The 12,230-nt window shown below is 73.3% G+C and carries 8 protein-coding genes; 5 read left to right on the forward strand and 3 right to left on the reverse strand.

Annotation, left to right across the window (positions count from 1 at the left end; genetic code table 11):
- Positions 1-17: 17 nt before the first annotated feature.
- Positions 18-1,223, forward strand: coding sequence for a phospholipase D-like domain-containing protein (locus H4696_RS08675; protein ID WP_086862854.1), 1,206 nt, complete (start codon positions 18-20; stop codon positions 1,221-1,223).
- 53 nt (positions 1,224-1,276) lie between these two features.
- Here H4696_RS08675 and H4696_RS51175 read toward each other — a convergent pair whose 3' ends face one another.
- On the reverse strand, positions 1,277-4,255 hold the full coding sequence (locus tag H4696_RS51175; protein ID WP_086862855.1) for an AfsR/SARP family transcriptional regulator: 2,979 nt from the start codon (positions 4,253-4,255) through the stop codon (positions 1,277-1,279).
- Positions 4,256-4,729: 474 nt separating this feature from the next.
- Here H4696_RS51175 and H4696_RS08685 point away from each other — a divergent pair, with 474 nt between their 5' ends.
- A complete protein-coding gene (locus tag H4696_RS08685; RefSeq protein ID WP_086862856.1) occupies positions 4,730-5,095 on the forward strand; it encodes a DUF488 domain-containing protein in 366 nt (121 codons plus the stop codon).
- 7 nt (positions 5,096-5,102) lie between these two features.
- On the opposite strand, the gene H4696_RS08690 is transcribed toward H4696_RS08685, so the two are convergent.
- Together H4696_RS08690 and H4696_RS08695 are read right to left on the reverse strand one after the other, a co-directional pair.
- Positions 5,103-7,430 (reverse strand): glycoside hydrolase family 2 protein, encoded by a 2,328-nt coding sequence (locus tag H4696_RS08690; RefSeq protein ID WP_086862857.1) that lies wholly within the window; start codon positions 7,428-7,430, stop codon positions 5,103-5,105.
- Positions 7,431-7,496: 66 nt separating this feature from the next.
- Positions 7,497-8,534 carry a LacI family DNA-binding transcriptional regulator gene (locus tag H4696_RS08695; protein ID WP_086862858.1) on the reverse strand — a complete coding sequence of 346 codons (1,038 nt, stop codon included), beginning with the start codon at positions 8,532-8,534 and terminating at the stop codon, positions 7,497-7,499.
- Positions 8,535-8,684: 150 nt separating this feature from the next.
- Between H4696_RS08695 and H4696_RS08700 the strand changes: the two genes are divergently transcribed.
- From H4696_RS08700 to H4696_RS08710, 3 genes are read left to right on the forward strand one after another with little or no spacing between them, the layout of a single operon-like run.
- The gene (locus tag H4696_RS08700; protein ID WP_086862859.1) at positions 8,685-10,202 is read left to right on the forward strand and encodes a sugar ABC transporter ATP-binding protein; all 1,518 of its coding nucleotides are present in this window, start codon (positions 8,685-8,687) and stop codon (positions 10,200-10,202) included.
- The gene (locus H4696_RS08705; protein ID WP_086862860.1) at positions 10,199-11,239 is read left to right on the forward strand and encodes an ABC transporter permease; all 1,041 of its coding nucleotides are present in this window, start codon (positions 10,199-10,201) and stop codon (positions 11,237-11,239) included. The genes H4696_RS08700 and H4696_RS08705 overlap by 4 nt, the downstream gene beginning before the upstream one ends.
- A complete protein-coding gene (locus H4696_RS08710; RefSeq protein ID WP_086862861.1) occupies positions 11,232-12,230 on the forward strand; it encodes an ABC transporter permease in 999 nt (332 codons plus the stop codon). The genes H4696_RS08705 and H4696_RS08710 overlap by 8 nt, the downstream gene beginning before the upstream one ends.

Genomic DNA, 12,230 nt, shown 5'->3' on the forward strand with positions numbered 1-12,230 from the left:
CCGACAGGGAGGAAGACATGGTCCCCAAGATCAAAGCGCTGGCCGCGGTCGTCTGCGCGCTGCTCACGCTCTCCGGTGGCGCGGTCGCGACCGCCGCGCCGGCCGACGTCGCCGGGAGCGGGATGGAAGCGCTCTTCAACACCCCGGCCGAGAACGGCGACCGCGACCACTCGATCGAACAGCGGCTGGTCCAGCTGGTCGACGGGGCCCCGGCCGGCTCGGAGATCCACTTCTCCGTCTACAGCTGGACCCGCCCCGCGGTCGCCGAAGCCATCAAGGCGGCGCAGGCCCGCGGCGTCAAGGTGCGGATCGCCATCGACGGCGGGGCGGACGACGACCCGGCCAACACCGCGATGCCGATCCTCAAGTCCGCCGGGCTCACCCAGCTGGTGTTCTGCGGCACCGGCGGGCTGAACACCGGCTGCATCGCCCACGGCGGCAGCCCGCACTCGATCAACCACGACAAGCTGTGGATGTTCTCCGAAACCGAGGGCAAGAAGGACGTCGTCGTCATCGGCTCGCACAACCTGACGACCACGCAGGGCAACATGTTCAACAACGCCCTGCTCACCTACGGCGACCCTGATCTGTACGGCTTCTACCTCGGGCACGTGCGGAAGATGCTGGCGCAGAAGAAGGACAACGGCTACTTCGACAACGGCGGCTACCACAAGTCACCGGACAGCGGGGTGACGAGCTACCTCTCGCCGCGCGCGGACTCGAAGGGCGGCACGTCGGAGGAGTTCGCCACCGACACCTGGGCCCAGCTGCTGAAGTGGATCACCAAGTACGAGGCGGGCTGCGCGCTCGACGTCGCACAGGCGAACATCGCCGACTCGCGTACGCCGGTGGTCACCGAGCTGGCCCGGATCGCGAAGCTCGGCTGCCAGGTCCGGATCGTCTACGGCACCATGGGCACGGCCGCGCTGGCCGCGCTCAAGGGCAAGGCGAACGTGACGCTCAAGCGCTACAGCTCGACGGTGAACGGCCGCGAGATCACGGTCCATTCGAAGTACATGCTCTACACGGGCCACTACAACGAGACGGCGCACCGGTCGATCGTCTTCACCGGCTCGCACAACGTGTCGGGCGCGGCGCTGCGGGACAACGACGAGATCCTGATCAAGGTGGAGAACCCGGCGATCAGCACGGCCTACCACGACAACTTCGCGACGATCCTGTCCCGCGCGAAGTGTTCCGCCCCGCCGACCGGCACCTGCTGAGCGGAAGTTCGTGAATGCCACATCGAGGGACCAAGTGTCCGTGAATGTGGCATTCACGTCCGTTCGGCGAGCTGTCCGAGGGCCGCCGCGGCCCGCGTCTCCAAGGGCCGGTAACCGGACTGCGCGGCCAGCTTCGCCGCCGCTTCGCCGTGCGTGCGGGCCAGCTCGGCGTCGCCCACCGCCAGCGCGGCCTCCGCCAGCCCGGTCAACGCGGCCGCCTCACACCACGTAAAACTGGTCTCCCGCGCGATCTCCAGCGCCGCCGACAACGGCGAGACCGCCTCCGAGGCCCGGTCCAGCCGCAGGCACGTCTCACCCAGCGCTGCCAGCGCTGACGCCTCCGTACCCCGGTCGCCGATCCGCCGGGTCAGCTCCACCGCCTCCGCCGCGTCGGTCAGGGCCCGCGTGGCGTCGCCCGCGCGGGCCTCCAGCACCGCCCGGCCGGACAGCGCCGCCGCCTCGCCGTACTGGTAGCCCAGCTCGCGGTTCGCCGTCAGGGCCCGCTCGTAGAACGACGCCGCGACCGGGTCGCCCAGGTCGCGGTGGACGTGGCCGAGGTCGACCAGCACCACCGCCACGCTGAAGCGGGCGCCGTCGCGTTCGGCGATCTCCAGGGCGCGGCCGAAGTGCGCCAAGGCTTCGCCGAGGTCGCCGACCTGGCCGCAGGCGAAGCCGACGTTGGCCAGTGCCATCGTGACGCCCGGGATGGCCAGCTCTTCGCACAGCCGCAGGGACTCCAGGCCGCACGCGATCGCCTCGTGCGGGTCGCCGAGGCGCTGGTGGACCGCGCTCAGGTTGTTGAGGACCGCGGCGCGGCCGGCGGGCCAGTCCGCGGCGAGCCCGTCGTGCAGGACCGTCGTCAGGTGCGCGCGGGCTTCGGCGTAGCGGCCGCTGTTGACGCCGGCGAGCGCGATCGACAGCCGCATTGCCGCCTGGGCCTGGCGGGCGCCCGCGGCCTGCGCGGCGGCCAGCGCGGTCGTGGCCGTGTCGATCCACTCGCCGTGGTGGCCGCGGTGGTGGAAGAACGCCCGGAGCGCGTCGGCGAGGTGCCACGCGTATTCCCGGGCGTCGGGGTGCTCGACGGCCGCGGCGAGGTTCGGCCACTCCGTGTCCAGCCAGCCGAGCGCCGCTTCCGTGCCGTCGAAGACCCGCGCGGGCTCGGCGCGGGGGAGGCGCAGGAAGTGCGGGATCAGCACGCGGCCCGCGGCGTCGGCCGTCGCGAGGTAGTGGTCGAACAGCCGGCGCCGGGCCGCGTCCTGGTCCGCCGCCGTGTCGTCGGCGGTGGCCCGGCTCGCCGCGTAGCTGCGCAGCAGGTCGTGGAAGCGGTAGCGGCCGGGCAGGTGGCGTTCGACGAGGTGAGCCGCGGCGAGTGCCTTGAGCAGCCGGCCCGCGTGGCTTTCGGCAACCTCGGCGAGCTCGGCGGCGACCGGTGCGGTGAACGTCTGGCCCGGCACCAGCGCGAGCCGCCGGAACAGCAGGCGGTGCTCGGCGGGCAGGGCCCGGTAGGACACCGAGAACGCCGTCGTCACCGCGCTCTCCTCGGCGCCGTCGACGCTCAGCCCGGCCAGCGGGTCGCCCCCGGCCAGCTCGCGGGCCAGCTCCGCGATCCCGGACGCCTCGCCGGCACCGAGGTTCGCCGCGGCCAGCCGCAGCGCCAGCGGGAGGTGCCCGCACAGCCGGGCCAGCTCGGCCGCGGCGGCCGGCTCCGCGGCGACCGCGGGCGGGCCGAGCATCGTCTCCAGCAGCTGCCGGGCGTCGTCGGCCGGCAGCACCGACAGCGGCACCGCGCGAGCCCCGGTCCGGGCGATCAGGTCGCCGAGCCGCTGGCGGCTGGTGATCAAGACGGTGCCCGACGGCGGCAGCAGCGGCGTCACCTGCGCGCTGTCGCGGGCGTTGTCGAGCAGGACCAGCACCCGCCGGTCGGCCAGCAGCGAGCGCCACAGCGCCGTCCGCCCGTCCGGGTCCGGCGGGATGGCCCGCGGGCTGGTGCCCAGCGCCCGCAGCAGGTGCGCGGCCGCGACCGCCGGGGTGAGCGGCTCGTGGTCCGGGTCGAACCCGCGCAGGTCGAGGTAGAGCTGGCCGTCGGGGAACCGGTCGCGGACGCGGTGCGCCCACCGGACGGCGAGCGCGGTCTTGCCGACGCCCGCGGTACCGGTGACCAGCCGGATGTCCGGCCCCGGCCCGGTGCCCGCCGGTGCGTCGAGCCGGGCCAGGTCGGCGGCGCGGCCGGTGAAGCCGCGGACGTCGTGGGGGAGCTGGGCCGGGCGCACCGGCTCGGGCGGTGGCTCGGGTGCGGCGTCGAGCGCGGGGTCGCCGGCCAGGATCGCGGCTTCGAGGCGGGCCAGCTCCGGTGCCGGGTCGAGGCCCAGTTCGGCGGCGAGCCGGGCGCGCAGGCCCCGGAAGGCGGCGAGGGCGGCGTCGGTGCGGCCCTCGCGGTGCAGGGCGAGCATCAGCTGGCCGACGAACCGCTGCCGCAGCGGGTGCGCGGCGACCAGCTCGGTGAGCTCGGCCAGGAGGGCGCGGCCCTGCCCCAGCCGCAGCTGCGCGTCGATCCGGTCCTCCAGCGCGCTCCACCGGGCCTCGTGCAGGCCGGCGAGCAACCGCTCCGCGACGTCGGCATCGGCGGCCCCGGCCAGCGCGTCGCCCCGCCACAGCGCGAGCGCCTCCCCGAGCAGCGCGACCGCGGTCTCGTCGTCGGCCGCGCGGGCCCGCCGGACGAGCGCGGTGAAGCGGTGCGCGTCGACCGCGTCCGGGGCGGCGCGCAGGACGTACCCGTGCCCTTCGGTGACCAGCTCGGGGCCGCCCGCGGCGCGGAAGACCGCCCGGATCCGGGACACGAGCGCCTGCACGGTGCCGCGCGCGCTCGCCGGGGGCTCGGTGGGCCAGAGCAGGTCGACGAGCCGGTCGCGCGACACCGGGCGGCCGGCGTCGAGGAGCAGCACGGCGAGCACGAGCCGTTGTTTGCGGGAGCCGAGGTCGACCGGGGCGCCGTCCGCCGTGGCCTCGACGGCGCCGAGGACGCGGAACTCCACCCGGTCACCTCCCGTTCACCCGGCCGGGGCAAGGCGTGCAAGCTTACTGCAAGCTTCTTGCAGGCCCGGTCCGCGATCCTGGCCGGGCTGCAGGACACCACCCCGACGATGTCCACGCGCCGGCTCGTTCCGCCGGTGGAACCGACGGGTTCGGCTGTTGTAACCACCGCGGCACGAGCTGGGGGTAGGGCCACCTCGGCGACCCCTCCACGGTCGCCGAGGTGGCCCTTCGCGCGTTCGGCATGGGGACGGGTTCCTGCCCGGGGCAGCTTCCGCCTGGAGCCGTAACCCGCCACCGTCCGTCCACAGCGCCCGCCGGAGGGTCTTGAATGAGTCATTCAGGACCTCCGAAGACCTGAATGACTCATTCAAGACGTTCGGGAAGTCGGTCGCCGGCGGGCGTCACGCGGTTGCGCACCAGGTCACCGCCCCGCTCCGGTGGCGGCGCACGCGGGCGCACCGCAGAATGCGCGCATGCAGCCGACGGTCGTCCGGGTGGCGCGCCTGACCGACCCGGCCGGGCCCGCCGACGGAACTCGCGTGCTCGTGGAACGCCTGTGGCCCCGCGGCACCGCGCGCACGGCGGTCGTCCTGGACGGCTGGTACCGCCAGCTGGCCCCGTCCGACGACCTGCGCACCTGGTACGGCCACGACCCGGAGCGGTTCGCGGAGTTCGCCGAGCGGTACCGCGCGGAGCTGTGCGAGCCGGACCGGGCGGCGGCGCTGGAGAAACTGCGCGAGCTGGCCGCGGCCGGCCCGGTGACCCTGCTGACGGCGAGCGGGTCGCCGTCGATCAGCCAGGCCGCGGTGCTGGCTGGGGTGCTCACCGGCGAGGCGTGAGCGGCCGTCATGAGCGGGTTCCCCCGGAACCGGCCGTGATCGTCGCCGTCGCGGTGCCGAGCACGTCGTGGCGGGCGGTCAGCACCAGCGTTCCCGGCGGGCCCGCGAACGGCCGCACCCACACCGCCGCCGCGCCGCCCGTCGCGCCGAAATCCAGTACCGCGTCCCCGATCAGCTCGCCGGGCCCGGTCAGCGTCAGTGAGACCGATCCCGTCGTCCCGGCCCGGATCGTCCCGAACCGGTCGGTCGCGGCGACCACCACCCGGGTCGCGTCGCCGCCGTCGGCGCGCAACTCCGGATCGTCGGGCACGCAGGCGAGCACGTCCCGGCTCCGGTCCCCGCTGAACCGGCGGCTGACGACCAGCCGCCCGCCCGCGTAGCCGTCGATCCGCAGCTGCGGCCGCTGCCCGCGCGGGACCACGAGATCCACCGCGAACGGCGGGTGCGGCAGGTGCGGGAAGTCCGCCCGGCGGCTGCGCGCCTCACCCACGGGACGGTCGTCGAGGAACACCGCCAGTCGGTCGCAGTTCGACCAGATCGTCGCGCCCCGCCCGGGCCCGGACGGCTGGGCGGTGAAGTCCCACTCGAACCCGGGCTCGACGACCGCCCGCACGTCCGGTGAGCCCTGCGACGCGTAGACCGCCGCCGCGGGCTTCGCGATCCGGAAGATGTCGGACACCCCGGCGTACTTCGACCCGCCGACCGACCGCTGCCAGCCCGACGGGTAGTCGAACGCGCACCACGCCAGCAGCCCGCAGTAGCGGTCGTCCGCGGCGGCCAGGTCGTGGGCCTTCGCGTGCAGTTCCGCCTGCAGCTGCCGGGTGGCGGGCGGGTCGGTGCGGCGGTAGGCGCGGGCCCCGGCGAGCGTGCCGATCGTCTCCGTCACCAGGTACGGCACGCCCGCACGTGGCGGGCGGAGCCGAAAGGGCGCTCCGCGGCGGGCGGTGTAGTCGTTGTACGCCAGGATCTCGACGTCGGCGCCGGCGTAGCGCGCCCCGGTCGCGCTGGCGAGCGCGCCGCTCGTCGGGCGCGACGGGTCGAGCCGCTTCGCCAGCCGCCCGGTCTCGGCGTACATCGCCGTCGTGCCGTCGGCCTCGTTCACCCGCGTACCCCACACGACGACGCTCGGGTGGTTGCGGTCGCGGGTGACCATGCCGGCCACGTCCTGGAGGTTGCTCCGCTGCCAGGCGGCGTCGCCGACGTGCCCCCAGCCCGGGATTTCCTCCCACACCAGCAGGCCCAGTTCGTCGCAGGCGTCGAGGAACGCGCTCGACTGCGGGTAGTGCGAGCAGCGGACCATGGTGCAGTTCAGCTCGCGGCGCAGGATCTCCGCGTCGCGCCGCTGCACGCGGTCCGGCATCGCGCCGCCCGCGAACGGGTACCACTGGTGGCGGTTGAGGCCGAACAGCTTGAGCCGCCTGCCGTTGAGGAAGAAGCCGTCCGGGGTGAACCGGGCCTCGCGGAACCCGGTCCGCACCGTCCGCCCGCCGAGCACCGCCGTCCCGGCCCGGACGGTCACCACGACGTCGCACAACGCGGGGTCGTCGACGTCCCAGAGCCGGACGTCGCCGAGCCCGTGGACGTCGAACTCCACAGTGGATCCGTGGATCGGCGCCGTCGCACGCGCGAGTTCCCGGCCCGCCTGCCGCACCGATGCGGTCACTTCACCGACCACCGGTGCTTCGAGTGTGCACGTCAGGTGCAGCGAGCGGCCGGGGGAGAGGACGTCCACAGGACGCGCGAAGACGTCGGTCACGCGGATCCGCGGCACGGCCCCGATCGTGGCCGGGCGGTAGATCCCGGCGGGCTGGTAGAAGTCGAGCACCGCCGGGCCCGCGCTGCCCGGCAGGTTCGGCGGGACGTCCAGCGCCCACCGCCCGTCGACGACCACGGCGAGGACGTTGTCGCCGTCGGCGATCCCGGGCAGCTCGACCTCGAACGGGAGGTAGCCGCCCTGGTGGGTGGCCAGGAGCGTGCCGTTGAGGTACACCGCCGCGTTCGTCAGGACGCCGTCGAAACGCGCCCGGTACCGCTGCGCCGGGCTCGCCGTGAAGTGCTTGCGGTAGATCCACCGGTCCTGCCACGACGCCGGGTTCCAGCCGGTCCAGGACAGCGGCGTCACGCAGTGCGGGAGCCGGACCGGATCGAGGTCGGTCTCGTCGAACGCGGCATCGGCGCAGCCGTCGGCGTACCGCCCGAACAGCCAGAAATCGGTCAGCAGCCCGGTTTCCGGGCCGGGCGCGGCGAGTCCCGACGAGCCCGCGACGACGGCGCCGAGCAGCGCGGCCCCGCCCGCGGCGAGGAAGCCGCGCCGCGAAAGCCGCGGACCGGTCATGGCGACCTCCGTACTCGGGCGGGACTTCCCCAGTGTGTCCCAGGAGGACGCCCGCCGGCACGGATTTCAGCGCAACGTCGAAGCGCGCACCACCAGTTCGGGCGTGAAGACGACCTGCCGGTGCTCGTGGTCGCGCTCGGTGGTCTCGGCCAGCAGCAGCTCCGCGGCGGTGCGGCCCAGCCGGCGCCGGGGCTGGCGGACGGAAGTGAGCGGGACCGCGGCCGCCGCGGCGAACTCGATGTCGTCGTAGCCCACGATCGCCAGGTCGTCCGGGACGCCCATGCGCAGGTTCGCGCAGGTTTGCAGCAGGCCGAGCGCGACGAGGTCGTTGGCGCAGAACGCGGCGGTGGGGCGGATCGCCGCGGGCAGCCCCGCCAGCCGTTCGCCGGCGCCGCGGCCGTCGGCCACGGTCAGCGCCGTGGTCGTCAGGTCGACCAGCCGGTCCGGCGGGAGACCGGCGGCGCTCAGCGCCCGCAGCGCGCCGAGCCGCCGGTCGCGGACCTGGCCCACCGAGGTGTGGTTGCCGATGAACGCGATCCGCTCGTGGCCCTGCTCGATCAGGTGCCGCACGGCGATCTCGCCGCCGTAGACGTCGTCCACCGCGACCGAGCAGTGCGTGGTGCCGCCGGGCGTGCGGTCGACGACGACCACCGGCGTGCCGCGGCGCGCGATCTCGTGCAGCAGCGGGGCGTCCGGGTCGACCGGGGTGATCAGGATGCCTTGCACGCGCTGCTGTTCCAGTCGCCCGAGGTAGGCCGCCTCCCGCGTGGGCTGGTGCGCGCTGTTGCAGAGGAACAGCGAGAGGTCGCCCGCGTCGGCGGCGTCCTCCATGCCGGCGGCGACGTCGGTGAAGAACGGGTTGCTGCCGTCGAGCATGACGTAGGCCAGCACGCGGCTGCGCCCGGCGCGCAGCTGCCGCGCGGATTCGTTGCGCACGAAGCGGAGTTCCGCCATCGCGGCCTCGACCTTCGCGCGGGTCGCGGGGCTGACCCGGTCGGGCCGGTTGAGCACGTTCGACACCGTGCCGAGGGAGACGCCGGCCGCCGCGGCGACGTCCTTGATGCCCGCCGCTCTCGGCTCGGCGCCGGACTCCTGGACCGTCATCGGACCCCCTCATTGAAACGTAATATCGCCACGAACTGTCGGCGTACGAAGCCGTTCGGCCACGGTTCGGCCGATTCATTGACTTGCTCTTCCATCGCATAGTAGCGTCACCGCGCCAGGTTTGTGAAACCTTTCAATCCGGAGGTCGCGATGACGCGGCAGGACCCGGGCGCGGCCCCTCTGCTGGAGGTGCGCGGCGTGACGAAGTCGTTCGGCGCCGTCGCGGCGGTCGCCGGCGTGAGCTTCGGCCTGCACGCCGGCGAAGCCCACGCGCTGGTGGGCGAAAACGGCGCCGGCAAGTCCACGATCGTCAAGATGCTCGCCGGGGTGCACAAACCCGACGACGGCACCTTGCTCCTGGACGGCCGGCCGGTCGAGTTCGGCTCCCCGGCCGACGCGAAAGCCGCCGGCATCGCGGTGATCTACCAGGAACCCACGCTCTTCCCCGACCTTTCCGTCGCGGAGAACATCGTGATGGGCCGCCACCCCCGCACCACTCTCGGCCGGATCGACCGGGCGGCGATCCGCGCCGAGGCCGAACGCCTCTTCGCCCGCCTCGGCGTCCGGATCGACCCGGCCCGCCCCGCGCGCGGCCTCTCCATCGCCGACCAGCAGATCGTCGAGATCGCCAAGGCGCTCAGCGCCGACGCCCGCGTGCTGGTGATGGACGAGCCGACCGCCGCGCTCAGCCGGGTCGAGGTGGACCGGCTCTTCGCCGTCGCCCGCACGCTGCGCCAGGAAGGCGCGGCGATCATGTTCATCTCCCACCGCTTCGAGGAGATCACCGAGCTCTGCCAGCGCGTCACGATCATGCGCGACGGCCGCCACGTCTCCACCGACCGGCTCGAAGACGTCACCGTCGACGAGATGGTCAAGCGGATGGTCGGGCGCGACCTCGACGCGCTGTTCCCCAAGCAGGACGTCGAACCCGGCGCGGTCGTGCTCGAAGTCGAAGGCCTGGCCCGGGAAGGCGTCTTCCGCGACATCTCCTTTTCGGTGCGGGCGGGGGAGATCGTCGCGTTCGCCGGACTCGTCGGCTCCGGCCGCAGCGAAGTCGTCCAGGCCGTCTTCGGTGTCGACGAGCGCGACGCGGGTGTCGTGAAGGTGAGCGGCAAGAAGCTCAAGCCGCACTCCTCACGGGCCGCGATGGGCGCCGGGATGGCCCTGGTGCCCGAAGACCGCCGCCAGCAGGGCCTGATCATGGACCTGTCGATCGAACGCAACGTCACCCTCCCGCGGTCGCGCGCGCTCTCGAAGCTCGGCTTCCTGACCGGCGCGAGCGAACGGCAGGAGGCCCGCCGCTGGACCGAACGCCTGCGCACCAAGTACCGCCGCCTCGGTGACCCCGTCGGGACGCTGTCGGGTGGCAACCAGCAGAAGGTCGTCCTCGCCAAGTGGCTGGCGATGGCGCCGAAGGTGCTGATCGTGGACGAACCGACCCGCGGCATCGACGTCGGCACGAAGGCCGAGGTGCACCGGCTGATGTCCGCGCTGGCCGCCGAAGGCGTCGCGATCGTCATGGTCTCCTCGGAACTGCCCGAGGTGCTCGGCATGGCCGACCGCGTCCTCGTGATGCGGGAGGGCCGGATCGTGGCCGAGCTCCCGCGCGCCGACGCCACCGAGGACGCCGTCATGTTCGCCGCGATGGGCCAGGGAGCCGCCGCATGACCGCGACGAAGGAGGCACCCGTGACCAGGGAGCCGGCTGTCCACTCCGGACGATCGTGGACCGCGAACGTCTTCAAGGCGCGCGAATCCGGCATCGTCCTCGCCCTGATCGTCCTGGTCGCGTTCACCGCGACGCAGAACTCCCGGTTCCTGTCCGGGCAGAGCATCCGCGACATCCTGCTGGGGACCGCGATCCTGGCCGTGCTCGCCGTCGGGCAGGCGGTCGTGATGATCACCCGCAACATCGACCTCTCGGTCGGCTCGGTGCTCGGCCTGTCGGCGTTCGCGGTCGGCACGCTGATGAAGGACCACCCGGGCCTGCCGGTGCTCGTCGCCGTGCTGGTGGGGCTCGTCGTCGGCGCGGTGTGCGGCCTCCTCAACGGCGCGCTCGTGCGGTTCGGCCAGGTGCCCGCGCTGGTCGTCACCCTCGGCACGCTCTACGCCTACCGCGGCGTCAGCTACTTCTGGGCCGGCGGCCAGCAGATCAACGCCGACAAGCTGCCTGCGTCCTTTTTGGACTTCGGGACGGCGTCGGTGCTCGGCGTGCCGTGGCTGGTCCTCATCGCACTGCTGGTGCTGGTGGTCGCCGGGATCGTGCTGCGCAGCTACCCGGCCGGGCGCGAGCTGTACGCGATGGGGTCGAGCCCGCAGGCCGCGCAGCTGGCCGGGATCCGGGTCGGCCGCAACACCATCGCCGCGTTCCTCGTCAGCGGCGCCCTCGCCGGGCTCGCCGGCGTCCTGTTCGCGGCCCGCTTCGGCACCGTGGACGCAGCCGCCGGCACCGGCTACGAGCTGAACGTCGTCGCCGCGGCCGTCGTCGGCGGGGTCGCGGTGTTCGGCGGCAGCGGCTCGGTCTGGGGCGCCGGCCTCGGGGCACTGCTGCTGACCGTCATCGGCAGCGCCCTGGCCGTCCTCGACATCAACCAGTTCTGGCAGCAGGCGATCGTCGGCGCGCTGATCCTGCTGGCCATCGGCGCCGACCGGCTGGTCGCCGTCCGGGTCGCCAAGGCACTGAAGAAGAGGGACGCCCATGTCTGACCGACCGAACCCGCTCGGGCGGCTGCTCAGCTGGGACGCCGCCGTAGTGCTCGTGACGGTGATCGTGCTGGTCGTCGCTTCGGGCGCCGTCGAGAACTTCGGCACCAGCCGCAACTTCACCTTCCTGCTGCTCGACCTCCTGCCGATCGCGCTGGTCGCGCTGCCGATGACGTTCATCATCGTCACCGGCGAGATCGACCTCTCGGTGGCGAGCACGCTCGGGCTGACGTCCGCGGTGATGGGCTCGCTGTGGGACTCGGGACTGTCGATCGAGACGATCATCCCGCTGTGCATCGTGCTCGGCGCGGTCCTCGGCGCACTGAACGGCTTCTTCGTCACCGTGCTGAAACTGCCTTCGCTCGCGGTCACCATCGGCACCCTGGCGCTGTACCGCGGCCTGGCCTTCGTGGTGCTCGGCGACGGCGCGGTCGCCGACTTCCCGCGGGCCTACACGAGCTGGGTCACCGGCACCATCGGCGACGGTCCGATCCCGAACGTCCTGATCCCGCTGGTCATGGCGGCGATCGTCTTCGGCATCGTGCTGCACGCGACGCCGATCGGCCGCGGCGTCTTCGCGGCCGGTGCGGGCGAACAGGCGGCCCGGTTCGCCGGCATCCGCACCGGGCGGCTCAAGTTCTGGCTGTACGTCGTGAGTGGCGCGGTCGCCGGGCTCGCCGGGGTGCTGTGGACCCTGCGGTACTCCAGCGCCCGCGCCGACAACGGCTTCGGCCTCGAACTCGCCGTCGTGGCCGCCGTGCTGCTGGGCGGCGTGTCCATCTTCGGCGGCAAGGGCACGCTCCCCGGCGTGCTCGCCGGGGTGGTCCTGCTGGCGTCCCTGCAGAACGCGCTGCGCCTGCAGGACGTGTCCAACGAGGCCCTCAACATCGTGACCGGCGTGCTCCTCATCGTGTCGGTCCTGCTCCCCAACATCGTGACTTCGGCTCGCACGGCAGTGCGTCGTCGTCGGCAAGCGGTAACTCCGGAAAGGTGA

It is taken from the genome of Amycolatopsis lexingtonensis, assembly GCF_014873755.1.
In the GTDB taxonomy this organism is placed as follows: Bacteria; Actinomycetota; Actinomycetes; order Mycobacteriales; family Pseudonocardiaceae; genus Amycolatopsis; species Amycolatopsis lexingtonensis.

Excerpts from the sequence above, each read along its gene's own strand:
- H4696_RS08675 (WP_086862854.1), top strand. The coding sequence starts at position 18 with ATGGTCCCCAAGATCAAAGCGCTGGCCGCGGTCGTCTGCGCGCTGCTC.
- H4696_RS08685 (WP_086862856.1), top strand. The coding sequence starts at position 4,730 with ATGCAGCCGACGGTCGTCCGGGTGGCGCGCCTGACCGACCCGGCCGGG.
- H4696_RS08690 (WP_086862857.1), bottom strand. The coding sequence starts at position 7,430 with ATGACCGGTCCGCGGCTTTCGCGGCGCGGCTTCCTCGCCGCGGGCGGG.
- H4696_RS08695 (WP_086862858.1), bottom strand. The coding sequence starts at position 8,534 with ATGACGGTCCAGGAGTCCGGCGCCGAGCCGAGAGCGGCGGGCATCAAG.
- H4696_RS08700 (WP_086862859.1), top strand. The coding sequence starts at position 8,685 with ATGACGCGGCAGGACCCGGGCGCGGCCCCTCTGCTGGAGGTGCGCGGC.
- H4696_RS08705 (WP_086862860.1), top strand. The coding sequence starts at position 10,199 with ATGACCGCGACGAAGGAGGCACCCGTGACCAGGGAGCCGGCTGTCCAC.
- H4696_RS08710 (WP_086862861.1), top strand. The coding sequence starts at position 11,232 with ATGTCTGACCGACCGAACCCGCTCGGGCGGCTGCTCAGCTGGGACGCC.